The organism is Blautia luti, assembly GCF_013304735.1.
Taxonomy (GTDB): Bacteria; Bacillota; Clostridia; order Lachnospirales; family Lachnospiraceae; genus Blautia_A.
In genome coordinates this window covers 81,481-107,491 of record NZ_JAAITI010000002.1, presented here as the reverse complement: position 1 = coordinate 107,491, position 26,011 = coordinate 81,481, and the positions used below count along the sequence as shown (strand labels likewise).

Sequence of the window (26,011 nt, the reverse complement as noted above, 5' to 3'; positions counted from 1 at the left end):
GAGGGTAGTTGAATATGAATAATTGTGGTGAAAGATTAAAAAACGGTATTATTACCGAAAATCCGATTTTTGTTCTGATGCTTGGTATGTGTCCTACTCTTGCGGTAACGACTTCTGCTATCAATGGTATTGGTATGGGACTTTCCACAACCGTAGTTCTGGTTATGTCAAACATGCTGATCTCCATGCTGCGTAAGATTATCCCGGATTCCGTCAGAATGCCGGCCTTTATCGTAGTTGTAGCATCTTTTGTAACCATTGTACAGTTTCTGATGGAGGGCTTTACTCCTTCTCTTTATGATTCACTTGGAATTTATATTCCACTGATCGTTGTTAACTGTATCATTCTGGGACGTGCAGAGAGTTATGCTTCCAAGAATCCTGTCCTTCCGTCTATCTTTGACGGACTTGGAATGGGCCTTGGCTTTACAGTGGGCCTGGTTGCTATCGGTCTTGTAAGAGAGATCCTGGGTTCCGGAAAAGCTTTCGGAGCACAGATCATTCCGGCTGCTGACGCAGCTACCGGCGCTGCAGGCTATACCCCGATCACTATCTTTATCCTTGCACCTGGAGCATTTCTGGTTCTTGCCGGACTTGCAGCGATCCAGAACAAAGTAAAGATCAACATGGCAAAGAAGGGCAAAGATGTTTCCAAGATCCAGTCCGGCTGCGGTTCCAACTGTGCAACCTGCGGCGGATGCCCTTCTGAAAAAGAATAAAGGGGGAATAGAATATGGCAAGCTTAATGTTAATTGCTATTGGTTCTGCACTTTGCAGTAACGTTGTATTAAGCCAGTTCCTTGGAATCTGTTCTTTCCTGGGCGTTTCCAAGAAAACTGAAACAGCAGCCGGCATGGGTGGAGCGGTTGTATTTGTCATCACGATCGCATCTTTTGTTGCTTCGCTGTTATATAAATTTATTCTGGTACCAACACATTTTGAGTATCTGAAAACAATCGTATTTATCCTTGTTATCGCGGCACTGGTACAGATCGTAGAAATGTTTCTCAAGAAATTTGTACCATCCCTTTACAAGGCACTTGGTGTATACCTTCCTCTGATCACAACAAACTGTGCAGTTCTTGGTGTAGCACTGAACAATGTTAAATATGAATACAGCATTCTTGAAAGCGTTGTCAACGGATTTGCCACAGGTGTAGGTTACCTGATCGCAATTGTATTACTTGCGGGAATCCGTGAAAAAATGGAATACAACGATATTCCGGAATCCTTCCAGGGTATGCCGATCGTTCTGCTTACGGCAGCACTGATGGCAATTGCATTCTTTGGATTCTCCGGAATCGTATAGGAGGAAGAAGAGCATGAGTATAACAGGAATTATTATGGCTGCAGTCATTGTCGGCGGTACTGGTTTATTCATTGGTATCTTCCTTGGACTTGCAGATAAGAAATTAACCGTAAAGGTAGATGAAAAAGAAGAAGCCATTCTTGGTGTTCTTCCTGGAAATAACTGTGGCGGCTGTGGCTATCCGGGATGTTCCGGACTTGCTGCCGCAATCGCAAAAGGCGAAGCTCCTGTAGATCAGTGTCCAGTTGGCGGCGCTCCGGTTGCAGCCAAGATCGGTGCGATCATGGGACAGGAAGTAAAAGAAACCGCACGTCAGGTTGCTTTTGTAAAATGTGCGGGAACCTGTGATAAGACAACTGTGAAATATGAGTACACAGGTGTGGAAGACTGCGAGATGATGGCCTTCATCCCAGGCAGCGGCGCAAAAAACTGTACATATGGATGTATGGGATTTGGAAGCTGTGTAAAGGCCTGTCCGTTTGATGCCATTCATGTAGTGAACGGTATTGCGGTAGTAGACCAGGAAGCATGTAAGGCCTGTGGCAAATGTGTTGCCAAATGTCCGCGTCACCTGATCGAACTTGTACCATATGACAAACAGATTCGTGTAGCCTGTGGCTCCCATGCTAAAGGTAAAGCAGTTACAACTGCCTGCGAGCTTGGCTGTATCGGCTGTAAAAAATGTGAGAAGAACTGTCCGTCAGAGGCAATCACAGTTACTGATTTCTGTGCACACATTGATTATGACAAATGTACAGGATGCGGTAAATGTAAGGAAGTCTGCCCGAGACATGTAATACTGTAAAAAATTCAGAGAAGGTTGTCTGTCCGGAATATATTTTCCAGATATGGCAACCTTCTTTTTTGCAGGAAATTCAAAAATGGAATTTGTTATAGAAATTGTTAATATGACAACATTCTTGACATGTAATGGATACAATGATATCATTATTTAGATAATAGTCAAATTGTTGAAGGTAAAAGAAGATGTATGGTAAGAAATATAAATGATACTATCTAAGCTAATATTTTACACTGGGACTGTAGCTGTTTATGTGAATAGTATAGAGTCACAGTGTATTTTTATGACAATTATTAATTTTTATTGAATGTGGATAGAGTAGAATTGTTTTCGTTGGGAGAAAGTATGGGAAAAGTAAATTTAGATAATAAAAATATTTTGGTAACAGGAGCAGCTGGATTTATTGGTTCGAATCTCATAAAAAGGATTTACAGAGAAGTCCCATTGGCTAGTATAATTGGAATCGATAATATGAATGATTATTACGACGTGAGATTGAAGGAATTTCGTCTGAAAGAGTTATCTGAGTATAAAACATTTACTTTTGTTAAAGGTAATATTGCAGATAAGAAATTGATAGAGGAAATTTTTGAAAAATATAGACCATCCGTTGTAGTTAACCTTGCGGCACAGGCAGGGGTACGTTATTCGATAACTAATCCAGATGCATATATAGAATCAAATCTGATAGGTTTTTATAATATTCTTGAGGCCTGCCGTCATTCTTACGATGCAGGCAGAGAAGGTGTTGCACATTTTGTATATGCCAGTTCATCCAGCGTATATGGATCGAATAAAAAAGTTCCATATAGTACAGAGGATAAGGTTGACAATCCGGTAAGCCTTTATGCCGCTACAAAGAAAAGTGATGAGTTAATGGCACATGCATATGCTAAACTCTATAATATTCCATCTACAGGACTTAGATTCTTTACTGTTTATGGTCCTGCTGGTCGTCCGGATATGGCATATTTTGGATTTACGAATAAATTGAAAAATAATGAAAAAATCCGTATTTTCAATTATGGAAACTGCAAACGGGATTTTACTTATATTGATGATATTGTTGAAGGTGTAATCCGTGTTATGAAAAAAGCACCGGACAGAAAAACAGGAAAAGATGGACTACCTGTACCGCCGTACAGAGTTTATAATATTGGAAAGGGTACACCGGAAAATCTGCTGGATTTTGTGCAGATATTAAGCGAGGAATTAATTAGAGCCCAAATTCTTCCCAAAGATTATGATTTCGAAGCACATAAAGAACTGGTGCCGATGCAGCCGGGGGATGTGTCTATAACTTATGCAGATACCAGTGCGTTGGAAAAGGATTTTGAATATAAACCGGGTACAGACCTACGTAAAGGATTGCGGGAATTTGCAGAATGGTATGCGGATTTTTATAAGTAAGAAAGGCGGAATACGGAGTGAGAATATTATTAGTTAATTATCGATATTTTATTTCAGGTGGTCCTGAGAAATATATGTTTAACATAAAAACAATGCTTGAAAATCAGGGACATGAAGTTATTCCTTTTTCTATACATTCAAATAAAAATGTTGCAACAGAATATTCAAAATATTTTGTTGAACCGATTGGCGGCAGGGATGCAATTTATTTCGAGGAAGTAAAAAAAACACCGAGATCTATCTGGCAGATGCTTACACGGAGCATCTATTCGAAGGAAGTTGAAAAAGCGATAAAAAGAGAAATTGATGATGTAAAACCAGATCTGGTGTATATCATTCACTTTGTTAATAAACTTTCTCCCAGTGTAATCAGGGGGGCCAGGAAGAAAGGAATTCCGGTAGTTTTGAGACTATCCGATTATTTCCTTTTGTGTCCTCGATTTGATTTTATGTATGAAAAAAGAGTATGCGAGGAGTGTCTGACTAAAGGATATAGAAGCTGTATAAAGAAAAGATGTGTGAAAGGTTCACTGTTTGCATCTGTTGTAAGAGTTTTTTCTATGAAGTTCCACAAGCTGATTCATGTATATGATGGAGTTTATGCTTTTATAACACCGTCAGAATTTTTGAAACAGAAATTATCAGCAAATGGTTTTGAAGAAGAAAAGATCCACTGTATTCCTACTTTTACAGCGAGCAAAACCAAAGTGGGAGAACCTCAAATAGGTTCTTATGGTTTGTATTTTGGCCGTATTACAGAAGAAAAAGGTGTTGAAACCGTTGTCCAGGCCTATGAAAAGCTCCAGAAATATACAGTTAAAATTATGGGAGATGATACAACAGAGGAAGCAATACGTCTCAAAAGATATATAAAAGAACATAAAATTAAAAATATTGAATTTCTTGGATTTAAGAGCGGAGAAGAATTAGAAGATATTATCAAAGGTGCAAGATTTACATTAATTCCATCAATTTGGTATGATAATCTGCCCAACACAGCGTTGGAGTCATTTCAATATTCAAAGCCGGTTATCGCAAGCAACATAGGAAGTCTCCCGGAACTGGTTGTTGACGGGGAAAATGGCTATTTGTTTAAGCCTGCTGATGCAGAAGATCTTATTAAAAAAATAAAATTATTGGATGATGATACGGTAGTTGAAAAAATGGGAGCAGCCAGCAGAAGAAGACTGGAGAGCAGATTTTCGCCGGAAACACATTACGAGGCTTTGATGAAAGTTTTTTCGGAGGCTGTAAAAAATAATAAGTAAATTTTGATTGCTGAAAAGAAAGGATATTTGCTCCAATGAAAACAATTGCGTTTTTTGTACCTCAATATCATAGAATCCCGTTGAATGATAAATATTGGGGAAAAGGGTTTACGGAATGGGTCAATGTAAAAAATGCAAAACCACTTTTTGAAGGTCATGTTCAGCCCAAAATTCCTTTGAATAATAATTATTATGATCTATTAAAAAGAGAAACAAAAATCTGGCAGAAAGATTTGGCCCAAAAATATGGTATTTATGGATTTTGTTATTATCATTACTGGTTTAATGGCAAAATGCTCCTGGAAAAGCCATGTGAGCAGATTTTAGCTGACAAAGAAATAGATCTTCCATTTTGTTTTTGCTGGGCAAATGAGGCGTGGTCAATGGAGTGGACTGGAAAAAAGACGGTTATTATGCCTCAGTTTTACGGTGACAGAAAAGAATGGAAAGAACATTGGGATTATTTATTGCCTTTTCTCAGAGATGAAAGATATATAAAAGAAGATGGAAAACCGTTGATTGTCATCTATCGTCCAGAGTCGATCCCATGTCTTACGGAAATGCTTAAATATTGGAGGAAACTTGCAGAAGAGGAAGGTTTTCCAGGTCTGTATTTTGCAAGTCAGAGTGCAGAATTCAATTTGGATAAATCATTAGATCATAGCGAAATAGATTTTGAAATCGAATATGAGCCCCAGACATCGAGAAAAAAAATGGCTAATAAAAAGTTGGAGGGCTTAAAAGAAATTCGACGTAAATTTATGCGTTTTTGTGAAAGAAAATTTGGATGGGATCTACGCAGATATGGGCAGAGCACTTTTAATAAGATAGCTGGTTTAACGCGGCCGGATTACGATGCTACATGGAATAATATATTAACACGAAAGCCGGAAAATGAAAAATCTGTCCCCTGCGCTTTTGTGAACTGGGATAATAGTCCAAGATATCATGAAAGAGGTCAGGTTTACATAGGAGCGACACCACAGAAATTTAAAAAATATTTTTCAAAATTAGTGAAAAGGACCCGGGAAACTTACAAAAAAGATTTTATGTTTTTGTTTGCGTGGAATGAATGGGGAGAGGGAGGATATCTCGAACCAGATGAAGAAAATCAGTATGGATATCTGGAAGCTGTCAGAAGTGCACTTATAGAAAACGGAGAATTTCCGGATTGATCTATTTAGATCAGATTAAAAAATGTAAAAGGACAAGATATTGATGAAATCATTATTTAAAAATTCTTTATACAATATCATTTACAAACTTTTCATGATAATTTTTCCGCTTATTTCTTCAGCCTATGTCTCCAGAATTTTGTTACCAATGGGAGTCGGAAAAGTTGCGTATGCCCAAAATATTGCATCTTATTTTATTACAGCTGCGTCACTTGGTGTAGGTAACTATGGAATACGAGAAATCGGGAAAAAGCAGAAGAATAAAGAGGAATATTCGAAGACGGTTGTGGAATTGTTAATAATAACATTATTTTCTACACTTATTTGCTCTGCTTTTTATTATGGAATGGTATCTACTTTACCGTATTTTCAGAATAGTAAAATGCTTTATTATGTAGTTGGAATACAATTACTTCTGACTGCTGCTAATGTTGACTGGTTTTACCAGGGAATGGAAGAATATAAATATATTACTGTTAGAAGTTTAATAGTAAAAATTCTAACATTATTAGGTATTTTTGTATTTGTAAAGAAACAAGATGACACCATTGCGTATGCGCTCTTTAGCAGTATTGCTTTAGCTGGAAATAATATTATTAATGTTATTCATCTGAGAAAGTATTTGACTTTGGATGATGTGAAACATATAGAGCTTGCGAAACATATAAAACCATTGTTTATTTTGTTGTCAACAGGATTTGCTGTAGAATTATATACGAAGCTAGATACCACAACATTAGGAATAATGACATCAGAAGAATATGTGGGTTATTATAATTATGCAACAAAAATATCGTCAATTGTTGTTGGACTGGCCGCTTCAGTAAGTACAATTTTACTTCCGCGTTTCAGCTTATATAGAGAACAGAATAAAATGGAAGAGTTAAAAAAAACTATTGAAAATGCACAGGCAGGGCTTCTTTATTTATCAATACCTGCATGTGTTGGGCTAGCTTTGCTATCAAAATATATAATTATTTTTTTGTTTGGAGCTGATTTTTTGCCAGCAGTTTTAACGGTTCAGATTTTGACAATTTTAGTAGTTATTAAATCTATTGGTAATCTCTATGGGGTTCAGATTCTGGTTGCCTTTGGAAAAGAGAAAATACTTTTTTATACGACTGTTTTAGGTGCAATATCAAATATAATTATGAATCTAATACTGATACCGGCCTTTCGACAAAACGGTGCGGCAATTGCATCTGTAATAAGTGAATTTGTTGTATGTCTATATCAGTTTACGGCTGCACAGAAATTAGTGCATACAAAATTTGATAAGATGGATATTCTGAAGATTTTGTTGGCTTCTACAGGAATGGCAATTATCGTAATATTGGTAGAAACTGTATTAAAAAATGAGATTATAGTTATTATCTTGTCATGCATACTGGGAGTTTTATTTTACACAATAACAACAGTTATGATGAAGGTGAAAACAGCGGGAATGTTTGTGGGAATTTTAAAGTCACGCATAGGTTTAGAATAAATATGATGTAGGTGTACATTATTTCCAATTAACAGGAGAAATAATAAAATGAAAAATTCTAAAATAACAGTTTTATTTTGTTTTCATGATGGAAATAAAAATAATGGAGGAAATCGCTCGCTTATAGATGTCATAGATAATTTATTGGAAAAGAAAAATATAGAAATATTGGCAGCTTTTCCTGTAAAAGAAGGGTCTGCAATTGAATATCTGAAATCTAAAAATGTTTATATAGTTCCATTTTGCTATGGAAGATGGGATTATCATATGGAAGATTATACGCCTAAAAATTTATATATGATTCTAAAAACACTTAAAAGTTTTGCATATACATATGATTTTTTGTATCGAATAGACAGCGTAATAAATGAATTTCACATAAATTTGATATATACCAATACAATGGTGCTTCCGATTGGCATGCTGATAAAGAAAAAATATGGAATTCCAATGATCTGGCATATTCGGGAATTTGGTTACGAAGACCACAAACTTGGGATTATAGGTGGAGTAAATAGACTCTACAGGGGAATGAATACATATTCAGATAAAATTATAATGATTTCCAAGAGCCTGTTTGACAAATATTCAAAATATGTAAATCCAGAAAAAATGCAGGTAATATATGATGATATTTCTCCAGAATTCATTATAAACCAGCATCAGATTCTGCAGCCGAATACAAAATGTAATATTTTGATAGCCGGAACAATAAAACCTGGTAAAGGCCAAAAAGAAGCAATACAGGTAATTCAAAAAATAATAAAAAAGGGAAATCGCAATGTTCATTTGTATATTGCAGGAGAAAAGAGAGGAGAATATTATAAGGAAATACTGAAATATGTGCAAAGATATAAATTGGAAGAAAATATTCATTTTTTGGGTTATGTAACAGATATGAATTCTTTAAGGCGCCAAATGGATATTGCCCTTGTAGCTTCTTGCAGTGAAGCATTTGGAAGAGTTACCGTTGAAGCTATGCTGGCTGGAATGCTGGTAATAGGTGCTGATGTAGCCGGTACCAGTGAATTGATTTGTGATGGAGTAAATGGGATTTTATATGAAGCAGGTAATTTGGAGTCTTTAGAGAAAACGATAGAAACTGTAATTCATGATGCCGATAAAATGAGGAAAATAGCTCAGAATGGGCACATTACTGCGATTAATGACTACACCATAGGAAAATGTTCAGAAGAGATTTACAAGATTATGCAAGAACTGGTTGATGAAAAAAGTAACTTTCCGATCGAAACTATTTGACCAGATTATTGCAAGGGTCTATAATAAGGTATAAATATTCAGTATACTTCAAGGAGAACGAAATTCATGAGCAAGATTATTTTAACCGGCGACCGTCCGACGGGACGCCTTCATGTAGGTCATTATGTTGGATCACTGGCAGAGCGTGTGAAACTGCAGAATTCCGGCTTATATGACGAGATTTATATTATGATCGCAGACGCACAGGCGCTTACGGATAATGCAGAGCATCCGGAGAAAGTTCGCCAGAATATTCTTCAGGTAGCCCTGGATTACCTGGCATGTGGTCTTGATCCTGAGAAATCCAATATTTTCATTCAGTCCATGGTTCCGGAGCTGACAGAGCTGACTTTTTATTATATGAATCTGGTTACTGTAGCACGTGTGCAGCGTAATCCTACAGTTAAATCTGAGATTAAACAGCGTAATTTTGAAGCAAGTATTCCGGTAGGATTTTTCTGCTATCCAATCAGCCAGGCTGCAGATATCACAGCTTTCCGTGCAACGCATGTACCGGTAGGTGAAGATCAGCTTCCGATGCTTGAGCAGTGTAAGGAAATTGTTCATAAATTTAATACAGTTTATGGTGAGACACTGACTGAGCCGGAGATCGTTCTTTCTTCAAATAAGGCATGCTTACGTCTTCCAGGTATCGATGGAAAAGCAAAAATGAGCAAGTCTCTCGGAAACTGTATTTATCTGTCTGATGAAGCCGATGTAGTTAAGAAAAAGATTATGTCCATGTTTACCGATCCGAACCATCTTCGAGTACAGGATCCGGGACGTGTGGAAGGAAATCCGGTATTTATCTATCTGGATGCATTTAGCCGTCCGGAACATTTTGCGGAATTTCTTCCGGAATATCAGAATCTTGATGAGCTTAAGGCACACTATCAGAGAGGCGGCCTTGGCGATGTAAAAGTTAAGAAATTCCTGAATAATGTTATGCAGGCAGAGCTTGGACCGATCCGTGAGAGAAGAAAGATGTGGGAACAGCGCACCGCTGATGTGTTTGATATTCTGAAAGCTGGTACAGAAGTTGCCAGAGAAAAAGCGGCAGCAACCCTTCATGATGTTCGTTCTTCCATGCGTATCAATTATTTTGAAGATCAGGATTTCCTGAATCAGTAACAGTAAGATATTTCGAATCAACCCGGAGTTTCGTATTCCGGGTTGATTTTTTTTGAGAATTATGTTACTATTGCGTTCATATGGGAAACAGATGTTCAGTTGCTGTTTTCGGGAAGGAGCCGTTAATTTTGATTTCTTTTGTAAAAGGTACAGTAGCAGATATTGGCGAAAATTTCCTTATTATGGAAAATGGCGGACTTGGTTATGAGATCTATATGACAGGTCAGGATCTTGAGAAAGCGCACATTGGTGATGAGAAAAAAATACATACATTTCTTTATGTAAGGGAAGATATTCTTCAACTGTATGGCTTTTTTTCAAAAGATGATCTTGGCATGTTCAAATTGCTGATCGGGGTAAATGGAGTAGGACCGAAAGGCGCTTTGGGAATTCTTTCCGGAATCAGTGCGGATGAACTGCGTTTTGCGGTATTGTCCGATGATGTAAAGACAATATCCAAAGCTCCTGGAATCGGTAAAAAGACTGCACAGAAAATGATTCTGGAGTTGAAAGACAAACTGAAGCTGGAAGATGCGTTTGAGATGAAGCTTGCACATCAGCAGGAAGAAGTGGCAGCAGGAGCTTCTGATCTCAGAGATAGTCGTCAGGAAGCGGTGGAAGCCCTGGTTGCATTGGGATACAGTTCGGCAGATGCGTTGCGGGCAGTACGGAAAGTTCCTGAGGAAGTGCAGGCAGATGATGTGGAAGCGATTCTTCGGGCTGCACTGAAAAATTTTTAATGGGCATATGGCAAGGCGGAACGCAAATATCCGCGTTACATTAGGAACGGAGCATAATAAATGGAAAACAGGATCATTACAACAGACGTTACAGAAGAGGACTTTTCCCTGGAGGGAAACTTAAGGCCTCAGAGTCTGGAAGAGTATATTGGTCAGCAAAAAACAAAAGATACCCTGAAAATCTATATTGAGGCGGCGAAACAACGCCATGATTCTCTGGATCATGTATTGTTTTATGGACCTCCAGGTCTTGGAAAGACAACACTTTCCGCAATCATTGCCAATGAAATGGGAACACACATGAAAGTTACTTCCGGACCAGCTATTGAGAAACCGGGGGAAATGGCTGCAATTTTGAATAATCTTCAGGAAGGAGATGTACTGTTTGTGGACGAAATCCACAGACTGAACCGTCAGGTGGAGGAAGTTTTGTATCCGGCTATGGAGGATTTTGCCATTGATATTATGATTGGTAAGGGAGCGTCTGCCCGCTCGATCCGTCTGGATCTTCCGAAATTTACATTGGTTGGGGCGACTACCAGAGCTGGCCTTCTTTCAGCTCCCCTTCGTGATCGTTTTGGAGTAACACAGCGTCTGGAATTTTACAACAAAAAGGAACTTACCACCATTGTTCTGCGATCCGCACAGGTTCTGGGAGTAGAAATTGAACCAAATGGAGCGGCTGAAATTGCCAAGCGCTCCAGAGGAACACCAAGGCTTGCGAACCGCCTTCTGAAAAGGGTAAGAGATTTTGCCCAGGTTAAATACGATGGTGTGATTACCTATGAGGTTGCCTGTTTTGCGTTGGATCTTCTGGAGGTAGACCAGTATGGTCTTGATAAAACGGATCGCCGTATTCTGCAGACGCTGATTCTGAATTTTCAGGGTGGTCCGGTAGGACTGGAAACACTTGCGGCTTCTATTGGAGAGGATTCCGGAACATTGGAAGACGTGTATGAACCTTATCTTCTGCAGACCGGATTCCTGAACAGAACACCCCGTGGAAGGATGGCTTCTGTGCTTGCATATACCCATCTTGGATATCCCCGTCCTGATATATCGACAAAATAATAGAAAAACTTCTATACATTTTTATCGGAATCAGTTATAATGAAAGAAGTTGTGAGCTGTAAGGCTAGCAATATAGAGGAATGTTATTGTGGAAATGACCAGTAACAGATGAATTCAGGAGGCTTTACGAATGGCGGTAAAGAATACAGCACAGGTTGTTATCGATGGAAAGATTATTACTCTGGGCGGATATGAATCTGAGGAGTACTTTCAGAAGGTCGCAGCTTATATGAATAATAAGATCAGTGAACTGAGCCAGATGCCGGGATATTCCAGACAGGCCATGGAAACCAAGCACACACTGCTCAGTCTGAATATTACAGATGATTATTTTAAAGCGAAAAAACAGGCGGAGATTTTTGAACAGGATCTACAGCAGAAAGACCAGGAGATGTATGATCTGAAACATGAACTGATTTCTCTGAAAATGCAGATTGAAGAGGCAAAGAAAGCAGAACAGGAAGCTCAGGATCAGAAGAATCTTCTGGATGGCAAGGTGAAAGAACTGGAAAAAGAGCTTGACGAATTGCTCAAATAAGAATGGGGGGATTGCTTCGGTAATCCTCTTTTGTTTTCTTGAATGCTTTACGGGACAGAATTGGATTAAAAGACAGGAAATGGGGGAATATTTTGAAAAAGATGATAACAGAATTGCTTTCACCAGCAGGTTCTTATGAGAGTTTTGAAGCGGCCATAGGAGCTGGTGCAGATGCAGTGTATGTAGGAGGCCCGGCTTTTGGAGCAAGGGCTTATGCACAGAATTTTTCTCAGGAAGAACTGGTAACAGCCATTGAAACGGCACATATCCATAACCGGAAATTGTATCTTACAGTTAATACATTACTGAAAAATAGAGAACTGGAAGGTCAGCTTTTTGAGTATCTGGCACCATACTACGAAGCAGGGCTTGATGCAGTAATTGTACAGGATATGGGAGTGTTTTCTTTTATCCGTCGGAACTTTCCGGATCTGGATATTCACGCAAGTACACAGATGACTGTCACAGGCCCGGAAGGTATGAAATTCCTGGAAGAAAAAGGGGCGACCCGTGTGGTTCCGGCAAGGGAACTTTCGCTGGAAGAAATTGCAGCTATGCATCGGATAAGCCCGCTGGAAATTGAAACATTTATTCATGGAGCACTCTGTTACAGTTATTCCGGTCAGTGTCTGATGAGCAGTATCTTTGGCGGCCGAAGTGGAAACCGTGGAAGATGTGCACAGCCCTGCAGGCTTCCTTACAGCGGAACATATGATCACAGAAAATACAAAGGGGATAAAAATTTCTGTGCATTAAGCCTGAAAGATATTTGTACACTGGATATTCTTCCGGATATTCTGGAAGCAGGTGTGATGTCACTGAAAATTGAAGGCCGTATGAAACAGCCAGGTTATACCGCGGGTGTTACAGCCATGTATCGAAAATATCTGGACCTTTATCTGAGTGGAAAGAAATATTCTGTTCAGCAGGAAGACCGGAAATATCTTCTTGATCTTTTCAGCAGGGGAGGATCCTGCACCGGATATTATGATATGTATCGTGGCCCTGAGATGATGGCTTTTGCAAATGAGAAGAAATCTGGCAATATTCAGCCGGAGATCAGAAAAATAAAAGAAAAAATTCATGGGAATTTAATACTTTCTCCGGAAAGTCCTGTTATACTGGAAATAACCTGCAGGGATAAAACGGTGACAGCCATGGGCGGTGAAGTTCAGTTCGCGAAGAATCAGCCCATGGAGGAAACAAGAATCCGCCAGCAAATGGAAAAGCTTGGAAACACAGAATTTCAATGGGAGAGCCTGAAGATTGAAACAAATGGAAGAATTTTTGTTCCGGTAAAAGTTCTCAATGAAGTGCGTAGAGATGCACTGGAACAGATGAGAGAAAAACTGTCCGGATGCAGTAGAAGAAACTGTCCGGAAAAACAGACAGAAGAGCATAAAAAGAGCCATGTCTGTTCAGGATCTGAAATAAAAGAATGCCCGCTGTATGTGTCCTGTGAACGCGAAGATGTTGCGGAAGTATTTCTGAAAGAAAAGGGAATTACAGGTTTTTATTTTCCATTTGATATCATGAAGAAGTATTTTTCGCCGGAGCTTGCAAAACAGAAGGAATTATATCTTTCCACGCCACATATTCATCGAGGTCCGATTCCGGAAGAATGGGTTCAGGCAGCAGAGAGCTGGATGAGTCAGGGAATGAAGGGATTTCTGGTAAGAAATCTGGAGTCCTATGCCGCATTAAAAAAACTCGGGTACGAAGAAAAATGTGTACTGGATGCATCTATGTATACATGGAATAATCAGGCAATAGATTTCTGGAAAGAAGAAGGAATTCTTCGAAACGCGGTTCCTCTTGAACTGAATGAAGGAGAACTAAAGCATCGGGATAATACTTCCTCGGAACTTCTTCTGTACGGGTATATTCCACTGATGGTTTCCGCGCAGTGTGTGAGAAAGAATCTTTTCGGATGTACCGGGAAATGTGAAACGGTCTATCTGAAAGATCGCTATAACAGTGAATTTCCCGTAAAGTGTTGCTGTATCCCCTGGGGAAAAATTGACCCGACGAAGGCGAAATACTGTTATAATATTATATATAACAGCATTCCCTATGGACTTACAGGTGAAAAAGAACGTGTGGAAAAATTAAATCTTCAGTCTTTAAGGCTGGCATTTACCGTTGAAGCACCAACGGAAGCAAAAGCGGTTCTGGAAGAGTTTAGAAATATTTATCAGGGAAATGGAAAACCTTCCGGACGTAAATATACAAAAGGCCATTTTAAAAGAGGAGCCGAGTAAAAGTGTATGATTAACGTAATTACAGAATTATCCAAATATGTGATCCTCACGCTGATGATTGTCTATACCTTTCACTGCTTTTATATGGTATGGCGACAGGATGAGGAAGAAAAAAAAGAACTGCTTCATCAACAGCTGACTATGATTTTCTTTATTGATTTTACAGCATTTCTTGTGATCTATCTGAAGAGCATGGATTTTAAAGTCATTCTGTTTTATATTGAAATGATGTTCTTTTTTGCGACAATTCAGATTTTGTATCGGATTATCTATCGGGATGCATCGTTACTTCTTCTGAATAATATGTGCATGCTTCTGAGTGTGGGATTTATTATGCTGTGCAGACTATCCCTTCCATCTGCAAACAAGCAGCTTCTGATTGTGGCAGCAGGAAGTGCAGTATCACTTGTGATTCCCGTGATGATTCGGAAAATGAAGTTTCTGAAAGATCTTACGTGGATTTATGCAGGAATCGGTATTGTTTTGCTGGCAGCAGTTCTTGTTCTGGCAAGAACAAGTTATGGTGCAAAGCTTTCCCTTATGGGAATTCAGCCATCAGAAGTAATCAAAATTACCTTTGTATTTTTTATGGCATCGCTTCTCAGTACGAGGGTGGATTTCCGAAAAGTCGTACTGGCCACAGTTGTTGCGGTGATTCATGTAGGAATTCTGGTTCTTTCCAGAGATCTGGGAAGTGCCGTAATCTTTTTTGTTACCTATCTTGTGCTGATTTATGTTGCAACCAGAAATCCGGGATATATGTTTCTGGGACTTGGCGGAGGCTGTGTAGGAGCTGTGATTGCATACCATCTTTTTGGACATGTCCGCCAGCGAGTCAGCGCATGGAAAGATCCAATGGCGGTTTATCAGAATGAAGGTTATCAGATTGTACAGTCATTATTTGCAATTGGAACCGGCGGATGGTTTGGAATGGGACTTTGCCAGGGATCTCCGGAAAAAATTCCGGTTGTAAAGAACGACTTTATTTTTAGCGCGATCTGTGAGGAACTGGGAGGGATTTTTGCGATCTGCCTTATTCTGGTGTGTACCAGCTTTTTCCTCATGATAGTTACCATTGCACTGAAAATCCGGAACCCGTTTTATAAGCTGATAGCACTGGGACTGGGAACAGAATATGCTTTTCAGGTATTTCTGACTATTGGTGGAGCAACCAAGTTTATTCCGATGACAGGTGTTACTCTTCCTCTGGTAAGTTACGGAGGCAGTTCTGTTATGTGTACCATCCTGATGCTGGCAATTATTCAGGGACTTTATATTCTGAGGGAAGATGAGGACGAGGAAATTGAGACGCAGCGAAAAGAAACGTTTGAAAGAAGAGGAAAGAGAGCGACGCCTGAGAGAACGGGACGCCGCCAGGCTCCGTAGGAGGAAGAACCGACCGTTCACCTTTGTATCGGCATTCTTCATACTGATTTTTGTCAGTCTGATTGGGTATCTGATCTATTTTGATGCCATAAAAAGTGAAGATTTTATAAACAGTCCGTATAATACCAGACAGGATACATTTTCAGATCGGGTAGTCCGTGGAAGTATTCAGTCTTCGGATGGAGAAATTCTGGCACAGACCAATGTATACGAAGATGGTACGGAGGAACGGACGTATCCTTTTGCCAATATTTTTGCACATGCGGTCGGTTATGATACCAATGGTAAAAGTGGACTGGAATCAGAAGCGAATTTTCAGCTTCTGACTTCGCATTCTTTTTTTCTGGAACAGATGAAGAATGAATTTTTAGGGAAAAAGAATCAGGGAGATACGGTGATATCCAGTTTGAGTGCAGATCTTCAGACGACTGCCTATAATTCTCTGGGAGATCGAAGAGGTGCCGTAGTTGTGTTGGAACCGTCGACCGGAAGAATTCTTGCTATGGTGAGCAAGCCGGACTTTGATCCGAATACCATAGCACAGAACTGGGATAGCCTCGTTAATGACGAGAATAACAGTAGCCTTCTTAACCGTGCCACAAATGGAGCATATCCTCCTGGATCTACATTTAAAGTTGTCACAGCGCTGGATTATTTTCGGCAAAAAGGTTCCCTGGAAGGATATTCTTATCTGTGTCAGGGCAGTATTACAGTAGATGATCATACGATTCAGTGCTACAATGGCGCGGTTCATGGACAGGAAGATTTTTATTCGGCATTTGCCCATTCCTGTAACTGTGCATTTGCGGATATGGGGCTGAGCCTTGGCAACAGTTCTCTACGCAGTACGGCAGAAGATCTGCTTTTTAATAAAGCACTTCCCCTGAATTCCTATAAAACCAGCCGTTTTACGCTGGATAAAAATTCTCCGAATGCACTTGTGATGCAGACTTCTATTGGACAGGGCAATACGCTTGTATCACCTATGCACATGGCGCTGATTACAAGTGCCATTGCCAATGACGGTGTACTGATGAAACCGACCATGATTGATAAGATTGTGAATAATTCCGGAGATACCGTTAGGGAAACAGAAAAAACAGAGTATAAACGTTTAATGACAAGCAATGAGGCGAATATTCTCGGAAAGCTGATGAAGAACGTTGTTGAGAATGGTACAGCATCCGCACTGAATGGACGTGGATATACAGTTGCAGGAAAAACAGGTTCTGCAGAGTTTGATGAAAATGGCTCCAGTCATTCCTGGTTTATCGGATATTCGAATGTGGATGATCCGGATATTGCGGTTGCCGTAATTGTTGAGAATGGTGGAACCGGAAGTGAGGCAGCTGTTCCAATTGCTGGAGATATATTTGATGCATATTATTTTGATTAAGTTGCTAAAATTGAAACAGTATCTGCTTCTTGCCCCTTGCTTATAAGTGAAAAAAGAGGTATACTGTAGTCAGTGCAAAAGACACACGCATTACAGGAGGATTGCAATATGATAGAAGCAACAAGCTGTGGCGGTGTGGTAATTCATCGGGGTAAGATCCTGGCATTGTATAAATCCTACAGGAACCGTTATGAAGGATGGGTGCTTCCGAAAGGAACTGTAGAAAAAGGAGAGACTTTTGAACAGACTGCTTTACGTGAAGTGAAGGAAGAGGCAGGTGTCAGAGCTTCGATTGTGAAATATATCGGAAAGAGCCAGTATAATTTCACAGTTCCGGAGGACGTGGTAATGAAAGAGGTACACTGGTATCTCATGATAGCTGATAATTATCATAGCAAACCCCAGCGTGAGGAATATTTTGTAGATTCTGGATACTATAAGTTTCATGAGATTTATCATCTTCTTCGTTTTTCCAACGAGAAGCATATTGTGGAACAGGCATATCAGGAGTATCTGGAGATGCGGAGTGAAGGCGTCTGGGCGAAACAGCAAAAGTATTTTTAGCAACAGGACAGGGCTGTGTTTTTACGCAGCCCTGTTTGACATATGGAGGTGATCGCAGGGTGCTGAAATGGATGAAAAATTATTATATTGGAGACGGTGTAAAAAATCCAACCAGAGTGAGAGCACGGATCACTGCCGGAAAATGTGTTCCGGACATTTATATTGTTACATTATCAGACAATCCTGGAAACATTCTGGAAATCCTTCCTGCGGTTACACTGGTACAACGGGGAGCCAGGGCAATCTGTCCGTTGATTATTGGTATGGCCAAAGGAAAAGACGAGGCAATTCAGATGGTACGGGATGTCGTTGAGCAGGTTTATAAAGAAACCGGAGACTTTAAAATAAAAGAATATCTGAAGAACAGGTGAATGAATGCTGCACATATTATGGCTCATACTAAAAGTGATATTGATACTTCTGGGGATTGTTATCGGTCTGATACTTCTAGGCGCATTGCTCCTTTTATTTTGTCCTGTCAGATACCGAGGAAAGGTAAAAAAGGAACGGACAGAAGGGATCAGAGAGATAGAGGCTTTTGGAGAGATAAGCTGGTTGTTTCACGGGATTTCTGTCAAAGCATTTTGGCAGGGAGGAAGCCCTGAAACAGAAATTTATGTTTTGGGAATACCATTGTCGAAGCTGAAAGCGTTTAGAGACAGAAGAAAGAAAAAACCACAAACTTCATTAGAAAAGACAGAATTTCAGAATGCAGAAAAGAAAAGGGAATCTCCTGTAATTATAATAGAAGAGAATTCTTCGGTGGAATCTGAGGAAGGTACACAGCAGACGGATATCCCGGTCTGCCAGGAAGAGAAGCCAGACATGCCGAAAGAAGGGACGGAATATAATATCCAGGATTCAGTGGAAGAATCCAGTCGGATACCGCTGGCAGACGAAATAAAAAAAGATGAAAAAAAATCCCGGAAAAGTATTTCTGGCTTAATTTCGGGAATTGTGGAAAAAATAAAAAAAGCAGGAAGAGCACTCCGTAAACGGATTTGTAGTGTTATAGAATTTCCTGGAAAGATTCAGAAAAAGATCCGGAATTTCGCATTAACAATCAGAAAATTCTGTGATAAGATAAAAAGGTGGAGAGATTTTATAAATCATCCACGAACAAGAGCAGCGATTTCTCTTGTATGGAAAGATGCCAAAAAACTGCTGCGCCATATATTTCCTACCAAAGTTACAGGTATGATTACATTTGGATGCGAAGATCCTGCGGTTACAGGCACCGTGTTAGCTGTAATGGGAATGACGATACCTTTTCACAAGAATAAAGTAACCGTAAAACCTCTTTTTGACGGGGAAAACATTCTGGAAGGGGAGATTATGCTGAAAGGCCGGATATACGGCGTGATACTTTTAAAGACGGCAGTAGAACTTTATTTCAATAAAAATATCAAATACGTCATCCACAGGTGGAGACATAAGGAGGTAAAACATGGAGAAAGAGAATAATTTCAAGGATACCGTGAACTCATTGTTTAAAGGAATGGATGGTTTTGTATCTGCCAAAACTGTTGTAGGAGATGCTATTCATGTAGGTGATACGATTATCCTTCCTCTTGTCGATGTATCTTTCGGTGTAGGTGCCGGAGCCTTTGAGGGAGACAAGAAGAACAACGGAGGTGGGGGACTCGCCGGAAAAATGACTCCCTGTGCAGTACTTGTGATCCAGAATGGAACTACCAAACTTGTGAATGTGAAGAATCAGGATGGACTTACCAAGGTTCTGGATATGGTTCCGGATTTTGTAAATCGTTTTGTACCAGGTGCAGGCGGAGATGACGATACGGATAAGGAAGAATAGAAGTGTTTTTTAGCCGGTTTCGGAATGACATAAGATTTTGCGGCTGTAGACAGTACTTACTTTCGGTTCTGTGCATATACTGTAACAAGAAAAGAGAAATGGGCAGACAGGAGTGGGAAAGCTAACAGGTTTTATGCTGTTTTTTATCGGGGTTGGAATGGTTCTTGGAATTCTTATTACAGAAAATTTTATTGTGATTTCAATTGCAGTGATATGTCTGCTATGTGGATATCATATGTTTTGCAGATAAAGGGGAAGTGTGCGGTTAAGGCATGCCTCCCTTTTGTTTTGAATTTTTATAAAAAGGTAAAAAACAGCCCCCGCATTCTACGGGGGCATACGATACTACTTACGCTCTCTCAACTTTTCCGGATCTTAAACAAGAAGTACATACATACATTTTCTTTGCTCCGCCGGCAGTTGTTTTTACTCTGACGGATTTAACGTTAGATTTCCACATTTTGTTGGATCTTCTATGGGAATGACTCACATTGTTTCCGAAATGAGCTCCTTTATCGCAGATTGCACATTTAGCCATGAATAGCACCTCCTTTTATCAACAGTCACCATTTTAACAGATGAATTGCTCTTTTGCAAGCAAAAAAAGGAAATTTATCAAAAATTCTGCAAAGAGTTTTTTTATCACTGCTTTATATTGGAGAGAACCATGAAAATCATGGCGAAATTAAGCGTTGTGTTCTCGGAAAAAAAAGGTTATAATAGATTTATATAATTTAATTTTAAATGAAACAGTGGAGGTAACCATATGAATGGACGTATAGATTCCGGATTGGGTCAGATCGTAATTGATACGGATGTCATCGCAACCTATGCCGGCAGTGTGGCGGTAGAATGCTTTGGTATTATTGGAATGGCAGCTATCAGTATGAAGGATGGACTGGTTAAACTTTTACGTATTGACAGCCTGAAACATGGTATCAGTGTTAAGATTACCGATGATAATAAGATCCGACTGAATTTCCATGTCATCGTAGCATATGGCGTGAATATCAGTACTATTGCAGACAATCTTGTCAACAATGTAAAATATAAAGTCGAAGCCTTTACAGGAATGGAGATCGAAAAGATTAACATTATGGTTGAAGGCGTACGCGCTATAGATTAGTTTTAGAGGAGGAACTTGTGGTGAATAACAAAACCATAGATGCTAAAATACTTTCCAGAATGTTTCTGGCAGGAGCCAAGAATCTGGAAGCGAAGAAAGAATGGATTAATGAACTGAATGTGTTTCCCGTACCTGACGGGGATACGGGAACGAACATGACACTTACCATCATGTCTGCCGCTTCCGAAGTAGGTGCTCTTACAGATCCGGATATGGAAACGCTGGCGAAGGCTATTTCATCTGGTTCTCTTCGTGGAGCCAGAGGTAATTCCGGTGTTATTCTGTCACAGCTTCTGCGTGGTTTTACCAGAGGTGTACGTAAACTTAATGATCTGGATGCACCTGCTATCGCCGCAGCTATGGAGCGAGGTGTTGAAACAGCATATAAGGCAGTTATGAAGCCGAAGGAAGGAACGATCCTTACCGTTGCCAGAGCAGCAGCAGACAGAGCGGCAGAACTTGCAGATACAGCAGAGGATCTGGAATCATTTTTTGATGGGATTTTTCAGCATGCAGAGGAAACGCTTGCCAGAACTCCGGAAATGCTCCCGGTTCTGAAAGAAGCAGGTGTTGTGGATTCCGGCGGACAGGGACTTCTGGAGGTTTTTCGTGGAGCCATTGACGGATACCATGGGAAAGAGGTGGATTATTCCCAGTTCGAGGCATCTGCTGCTCCGAAAGTAACCAAGATTTCTCCGCAGGCTGAGGCTGATATTAAATTTGGATATTGTACAGAATTTATCATTCTTCTTGAGAAACCGCTTCCGCAGGAAGAAATCAACCGCTTCCGTGAATTCTTGGATTCGATTGGAGATTCCATTGTACTGGTAGCAGACGATGAAATTGTAAAGGTCCATGTACACACAAATCATCCGGGACAGGCATTTGAACGTGCACTCACATATGGACAGCTTTCCCGTATGAAAATTGACAATATGCGCGAGGAGCATCAGGAGAAACTGATCAAAGATGCAGAGAAACTTGCCAGAGAACAGGCCGAGAAGGAGAAAGAGCCACCGAAAGAAAACGGATTTATTTCTGTATCCGTAGGAGAGGGACTTTCTCAGATTTTCCGTGAACTTGGCGTAGATTACCTGATTGAAGGTGGTCAGACTATGAATCCAAGTACAGAAGATATGCTCAATGCCATTGAAAAAGTAAATGCAAAAACGATTTACATTTTCCCGAATAATAAAAATATCATTCTTGCAGCAAATCAGGCAAGAGATCTGACAGAAGACAAGGAAATTATTGTAGTGCCGACGAAGACGATTCCACAGGGAATTTCCGCAATGATCAGTTTTGTTCCTGAAAAGAATGGTGAGGAAAATCTTGCTTCTATGACAGAGGCGATTTCCAGAGTGAAAACCGGTCAGGTTACCTATGCCGTTCGTGATACCCGCATTGATGATAAAGAAATCCATGAGGGTGATATCATGGGAATCGGTGATGCAGGTATTCTTGCAGTAGGTAAGGAACGCCTTCAGGTAGCAGAAGATATGGTAGCGGAAATGATCGATGAGGAAGCAGAGATCATCAGTGTATACTATGGTGAAGATGTATCCGAAGCGGATGCGGAGGCACTTTCCGATGCGCTTGCGGAGAAATATCCGGAGTGTGAAGTTGAGTTGAACCAGGGTGGTCAGCCAATTTATTATTACCTGATTTCCGTAGAATAAAGAGTAGAAAAAATGAATGATAAAACACCTTTACGTGAATTAAAAGGCGTGGGTGATAAAACAGAGAAGCTTTTCCAGAAGATCGGAATTACGACAGTGGAGGAGCTTCTCCGTTATTATCCGCGAACTTACGATGTATATGAAGAGCCGGTTGAGATTGGGACGGCAGAGGAAGGAAAAACAGTTTCCATCCGTGCAACAATAACTGGCAGTCTCTATATTAATCAGGTACGTAATCTGCAGGTACTTTCTACAACCGTGGCGGATCAGAGCGGGCGTCTTCCAGTTGCCTGGTTTAATGCGCCGTATTTGCGAGGAAGTCTGAAAAAGGGCAGTGTATTTATTTTACGCGGAAAGATTATCCGCAAAAAAGGTCGTCTGCAGATGGAACATCCAGAAATTTTCACCCCTGCAGCGTATGAAGAGATTGTTCACAGTATGCAACCGGTGTATGCACTGACCAAAGGGCTTTCCAATAAGGCAATCACGAAGCTGGTTCATCAGGTTCTTGACACACGGCCTTTGAAAACCGAATATTTGCCAGAAGAGATCCGGGAACGTTATCAGCTGGCAGATGATAATTTTGCGGTACGTACTATACATTTTCCGAAAAATATGCAGGAACTGCTTACTGCGAGAAAAAGACTGGTGTTTGATGAGTTTCTTCTTTTTGTGCTGGCAGTGCAGCTTCTGAAAGAAAAAACAGAAGAGGCTTTGAATACTTTTCCCATGAAACCGGTATGGACGACGGAGGAAATCATAGAAGGTTTGCCCTATGAACTGACAAATGCTCAGAAAAATGTATGGCATGAGATTGAAAGAGATTTGAGCGGCCATAAGCTGATGTCACGGCTGGTACAGGGAGATGTCGGAAGTGGAAAAACGGTGATTGCATTTCTTGCGATGATACTTTCGGCAGAGAATGGTTTTCAAAGTGCTTTGATGGTGCCTACAGAAGTACTTGCGAATCAGCATTATGAGGGATTTCTGAATCTGATGGAAGAACAGAAGATTACTTCCTGTCGTCCTGTACTTCTGACCGGATCGACAACAGCGAAACAGAAACGGGAGATCTATCAGAAGATTGCAGACGGAGAAGTTAATATTATTATTGGAACCCATGCTCTGATTCAGGAAAAAGTAGAATATAAGAATCTTGGTCTTGTGATTACAGATGAACAGCACAGATTTGGTGTTCGGCAGAGAGAAGCACTGACAACCAGGGGGAATCCTCCACATGTTCTGGTTATGAGTGCGACACCAATTCCAAGAACGCTGGCAATTATTTTGTATGGAGATCTGGATATTTCCATTATCGATGAACTTCCTGCCAAACGTCTCCCGATCAAAAACTGTGTAGTAGGAACAGCCTATCGTCCGAAAGCGTATTCTTTTATAGAAAAACAAGTCCATGCAGGAAGGCAGGCTTATGTAATCTGCCCCATGGTTGAAGAAAGTGAAGGGCTGGATGCGGAAAATGTAACGGATTATGCAGAAAAACTCCGGGAAGCATTGCCGGAAGATATCCGTATAGAAATTCTGCATGGAAAGATGAAACCAAAAGAAAAAAATAAGATTATGGAATCTTTTGCGTCAGGAGAAATCCAGATCCTTGTATCCACAACCGTTGTAGAAGTCGGGGTCAATGTACCAAACGCGACGGTCATGATGGTGGAAAATGCAGAACGTTTTGGACTTGCTCAGCTTCATCAGCTTCGTGGGCGCGTAGGACGTGGGGAACATCAGTCATACTGTATTTTTATTCAGGGAAACAATGAAGAAGATACTTCCAAACGACTGAAAATTCTGAATGAATCCAATGACGGATTTTTTATTGCCGGAGAAGATTTGAAACTTCGTGGTCCGGGAGATCTTTTTGGAATTCGTCAAAGCGGACTGATGGAATTTAAGATTGGTGATATCTACAATGATGCCGGTATATTAAAAGATGCAAGTGAAACAGCAGGAGAAATTCTGGCATTGGATTTCGATCTGTGTCTGCCGCAACATGAACTTTTAAAAGCACGGTTACTTGATTATATGAGTGAAGATCTGGAAAATCTCGGTATCTGATCTTGCGTTAAGTCATGAAAAGTGATATCCTTAACTTCGAGAAAAGATTAACAAATCCCTTGTAAGGAGGCTATCAAATGGCTAGAACAAAGAAAGCTGCAACCAAGACAACTGTAAAAACGGCTTCAGTAAGTGAGACTCCTGCAAAATCTGTAGTAACCACATCCGAAGAGAATGCCGTTAAGGCTGAAACACCGAAAACAGACGATGCAAAAGTTTCTGTAGAGACAAAAGCAGCTGAAAAACCAGTAGAAACAAAACCAGCAGAAACAAAAACTGTTGAAGAGAAGCCAGTTGCTGCCGAGGTGGAAGAACCGGCAAAGAAACCTGCTGCAAAGAAAACAGTAAGAAAAACAACAACAGCAAAGAAAACCACAAAGACAGCTGCTAAAACAACAACAAGAAAAACAACTGCTAAAAAAACAGAGACAGTTACAGAAGTATATGTTCAGTACTGGGGTAAAGAGATACATACTTCCGAAGTTGCTGACCGGATCAGAAAGATCTGGACAGATGATATGGGCAAAAAAGCTTCTGATCTGAAAGATCTCAAGATTTATATCAAACCGGAAGATAATGGAGCTCATTATGTAATTAATGGAGATGTTACAGGATTTATTGGTCTCTGATCAGAATTGACAATTTAATGATCTGTTTGAACGAACGTATACATTTTATGAGTATATCGGATAGCCTGCTATAGCGAACAACTATAGCAGGCTATTTCTTTTATATATTTGACGAACTGGAAAAGCCATGATACGATAGCTACATCAATAAACATAGTAAACATATATGAAAAAGAGGATATAAAGATGAAGCAGATATTATGTTTTGGAGACTCCAATACCTGGGGATATGATGGCGAAAGCAGAAAAAGACTTCCATGGGGTGTGCGCTGGACCAGTCTTCTTCAGGAAAAACTGAATCAGGAAGAATACAGGATTATTGAAGAGGGACTTTGCGGAAGGACAACAGTTTTTGAAGATCCTCTCCGTGATGGAAGAAAAGGCACGGCACTTCTGCCCACATTGCTGGAAACACATGCCCAGGTAGATGTAATCACTCTGATGCTGGGAACCAATGACTGCAAAACGGTATTTGGCGCATCGGCAGACGTGATCGGAAAGGGAATCAGCCGTCTTCTGGATCAGATTCAGGAATATGCACCAAAAGCTGAAGTTCTTCTGATATCACCGATTTATCTTGGGAAAAAGGTGTGGCAGGAGGAATATGACCAGGAGTTTTCCAGAGAATCGGTAACTGTTTCCAGAAATCTCCAGCCTGTTTATGAAAAAATAGCCAGGGACCGGCAAATTGAATTTCTTCCGGCCGCCGATCATGTCAAGTGCTGTGAGGCAGATCAGGAACATCTTAATGCGGAAGGACATAAAAAATTTGCAGAAGTAGTGTACAGGAAATTACAGAAACTGCTGTAGAAAACCAAATATACTGTCTCCTTGTGTCAATGTGAATAATATGATACTATTATAAAGTATTAAATTGAAGGAGAACAGGTA

At 40.2% G+C, this 26,011-nt stretch carries 25 protein-coding genes; 24 read left to right on the top strand and 1 reads right to left on the bottom strand.

Going from position 1 to position 26,011, the window contains the following annotated elements; all coding sequences use genetic code 11:
* The first annotated feature begins 14 nt into the window (after positions 1-14).
* The 19 genes from rsxE to G5B06_RS01715 all read left to right on the top strand — a co-directional run bounded on the left by rsxE (position 15) and on the right by G5B06_RS01715 (position 19,613).
* The gene (gene rsxE, locus G5B06_RS01805) at positions 15-719 is read left to right on the top strand and encodes an electron transport complex subunit RsxE (RefSeq protein WP_173761698.1); all 705 of its coding nucleotides are present in this window, start codon (positions 15-17) and stop codon (positions 717-719) included.
* A gap of 14 nt (positions 720-733) precedes the next feature.
* The gene (locus G5B06_RS01800) at positions 734-1,309 is read left to right on the top strand and encodes an electron transport complex protein RnfA (RefSeq protein ID WP_021976543.1); all 576 of its coding nucleotides are present in this window, start codon (positions 734-736) and stop codon (positions 1,307-1,309) included.
* A 13-nt stretch (positions 1,310-1,322) separates the two neighbouring features.
* Positions 1,323-2,114, top strand: a complete 792-nt coding sequence (locus G5B06_RS01795) for an RnfABCDGE type electron transport complex subunit B (RefSeq protein WP_148447923.1) — start codon at positions 1,323-1,325, stop codon at positions 2,112-2,114.
* 342 nt (positions 2,115-2,456) lie between these two features.
* Positions 2,457-3,521 (top strand): NAD-dependent epimerase/dehydratase family protein, encoded by a 1,065-nt coding sequence (locus G5B06_RS01790; protein ID WP_173771181.1) that lies wholly within the window; start codon positions 2,457-2,459, stop codon positions 3,519-3,521.
* A gap of 17 nt (positions 3,522-3,538) precedes the next feature.
* Entirely contained in the window at positions 3,539-4,789 is a 1,251-nt protein-coding gene (locus G5B06_RS19325) for a glycosyltransferase (RefSeq protein WP_148447920.1), read from the top strand.
* 35 nt (positions 4,790-4,824) lie between these two features.
* Positions 4,825-5,964: a glycoside hydrolase family 99-like domain-containing protein gene (locus G5B06_RS01780; RefSeq protein WP_148447917.1), complete on the top strand. Its 1,140-nt coding sequence runs from the start codon at positions 4,825-4,827 to the stop codon at positions 5,962-5,964.
* Between the two features lie 43 nt (positions 5,965-6,007).
* Positions 6,008-7,450, top strand: a complete 1,443-nt coding sequence (locus G5B06_RS01775; RefSeq protein ID WP_148447915.1) for a flippase — start codon at positions 6,008-6,010, stop codon at positions 7,448-7,450.
* A gap of 48 nt (positions 7,451-7,498) precedes the next feature.
* Complete coding sequence (locus G5B06_RS01770) at positions 7,499-8,710, top strand: glycosyltransferase family 4 protein (protein ID WP_148447913.1); 1,212 nt, start codon at positions 7,499-7,501, stop codon at positions 8,708-8,710.
* 66 nt (positions 8,711-8,776) lie between these two features.
* On the top strand, positions 8,777-9,841 hold the full coding sequence (gene trpS, locus G5B06_RS01765; protein WP_148447911.1) for a tryptophan--tRNA ligase: 1,065 nt from the start codon (positions 8,777-8,779) through the stop codon (positions 9,839-9,841).
* A 128-nt stretch (positions 9,842-9,969) separates the two neighbouring features.
* Positions 9,970-10,581 (top strand): Holliday junction branch migration protein RuvA, encoded by a 612-nt coding sequence (gene ruvA / locus G5B06_RS01760; RefSeq protein WP_148447909.1) that lies wholly within the window; start codon positions 9,970-9,972, stop codon positions 10,579-10,581.
* Positions 10,582-10,641: 60 nt separating this feature from the next.
* Complete coding sequence (ruvB, locus tag G5B06_RS01755) at positions 10,642-11,652, top strand: Holliday junction branch migration DNA helicase RuvB (protein ID WP_173761696.1); 1,011 nt, start codon at positions 10,642-10,644, stop codon at positions 11,650-11,652.
* Positions 11,653-11,782: 130 nt separating this feature from the next.
* A complete protein-coding gene (locus tag G5B06_RS01750) occupies positions 11,783-12,190 on the top strand; it encodes a cell division protein ZapA (protein ID WP_021976549.1) in 408 nt (135 codons plus the stop codon).
* Between the two features lie 101 nt (positions 12,191-12,291).
* The gene (locus tag G5B06_RS01745) at positions 12,292-14,451 is read left to right on the top strand and encodes a peptidase U32 family protein (RefSeq protein WP_244092636.1); all 2,160 of its coding nucleotides are present in this window, start codon (positions 12,292-12,294) and stop codon (positions 14,449-14,451) included.
* Between the two features lie 6 nt (positions 14,452-14,457).
* Complete coding sequence (locus G5B06_RS01740; RefSeq protein WP_148447903.1) at positions 14,458-15,837, top strand: FtsW/RodA/SpoVE family cell cycle protein; 1,380 nt, start codon at positions 14,458-14,460, stop codon at positions 15,835-15,837.
* Positions 15,755-17,233, top strand: coding sequence for a penicillin-binding transpeptidase domain-containing protein (locus G5B06_RS01735; RefSeq protein ID WP_330384973.1), 1,479 nt, complete (start codon positions 15,755-15,757; stop codon positions 17,231-17,233). The genes G5B06_RS01740 and G5B06_RS01735 overlap by 83 nt, the downstream gene beginning before the upstream one ends.
* A 108-nt stretch (positions 17,234-17,341) precedes the next feature.
* The gene (locus G5B06_RS01730) at positions 17,342-17,797 is read left to right on the top strand and encodes an NUDIX hydrolase (protein ID WP_148447899.1); all 456 of its coding nucleotides are present in this window, start codon (positions 17,342-17,344) and stop codon (positions 17,795-17,797) included.
* A gap of 71 nt (positions 17,798-17,868) precedes the next feature.
* Positions 17,869-18,168: a hypothetical protein gene (locus G5B06_RS01725; protein ID WP_180215088.1), complete on the top strand. Its 300-nt coding sequence runs from the start codon at positions 17,869-17,871 to the stop codon at positions 18,166-18,168.
* A 391-nt stretch (positions 18,169-18,559) separates the two neighbouring features.
* Positions 18,560-19,261 carry a DUF2953 domain-containing protein gene (locus G5B06_RS19320; protein ID WP_173761695.1) on the top strand — a complete coding sequence of 234 codons (702 nt, stop codon included), beginning with the start codon at positions 18,560-18,562 and terminating at the stop codon, positions 19,259-19,261.
* Positions 19,245-19,613, top strand: coding sequence for a GerW family sporulation protein (locus G5B06_RS01715; RefSeq protein WP_148447893.1), 369 nt, complete (start codon positions 19,245-19,247; stop codon positions 19,611-19,613). The genes G5B06_RS19320 and G5B06_RS01715 overlap by 17 nt, the downstream gene beginning before the upstream one ends.
* Before the next feature lie 349 nt (positions 19,614-19,962).
* Here G5B06_RS01715 and rpmB read toward each other — a convergent pair whose 3' ends face one another.
* Positions 19,963-20,151 (bottom strand): 50S ribosomal protein L28, encoded by a 189-nt coding sequence (gene rpmB, locus G5B06_RS01710; protein WP_015524898.1) that lies wholly within the window; start codon positions 20,149-20,151, stop codon positions 19,963-19,965.
* 228 nt (positions 20,152-20,379) lie between these two features.
* Here rpmB and G5B06_RS01705 point away from each other — a divergent pair, with 228 nt between their 5' ends.
* From G5B06_RS01705 to G5B06_RS01685, 5 genes are all read left to right on the top strand, one after another.
* A complete protein-coding gene (locus tag G5B06_RS01705) occupies positions 20,380-20,739 on the top strand; it encodes an Asp23/Gls24 family envelope stress response protein (protein ID WP_015524900.1) in 360 nt (119 codons plus the stop codon).
* A gap of 59 nt (positions 20,740-20,798) precedes the next feature.
* Positions 20,799-22,418, top strand: coding sequence for a DAK2 domain-containing protein (locus G5B06_RS01700; protein WP_180215092.1), 1,620 nt, complete (start codon positions 20,799-20,801; stop codon positions 22,416-22,418).
* 12 nt (positions 22,419-22,430) lie between these two features.
* Positions 22,431-24,491: an ATP-dependent DNA helicase RecG gene (recG, locus tag G5B06_RS01695; RefSeq protein WP_173761694.1), complete on the top strand. Its 2,061-nt coding sequence runs from the start codon at positions 22,431-22,433 to the stop codon at positions 24,489-24,491.
* A gap of 77 nt (positions 24,492-24,568) precedes the next feature.
* Positions 24,569-25,120, top strand: a complete 552-nt coding sequence (locus tag G5B06_RS01690) for a DUF6465 family protein (protein ID WP_173761693.1) — start codon at positions 24,569-24,571, stop codon at positions 25,118-25,120.
* A 186-nt stretch (positions 25,121-25,306) separates the two neighbouring features.
* Positions 25,307-25,930 carry a GDSL-type esterase/lipase family protein gene (locus G5B06_RS01685; protein ID WP_148447889.1) on the top strand — a complete coding sequence of 208 codons (624 nt, stop codon included), beginning with the start codon at positions 25,307-25,309 and terminating at the stop codon, positions 25,928-25,930.
* Positions 25,931-26,011 lie beyond the last annotated feature (81 nt).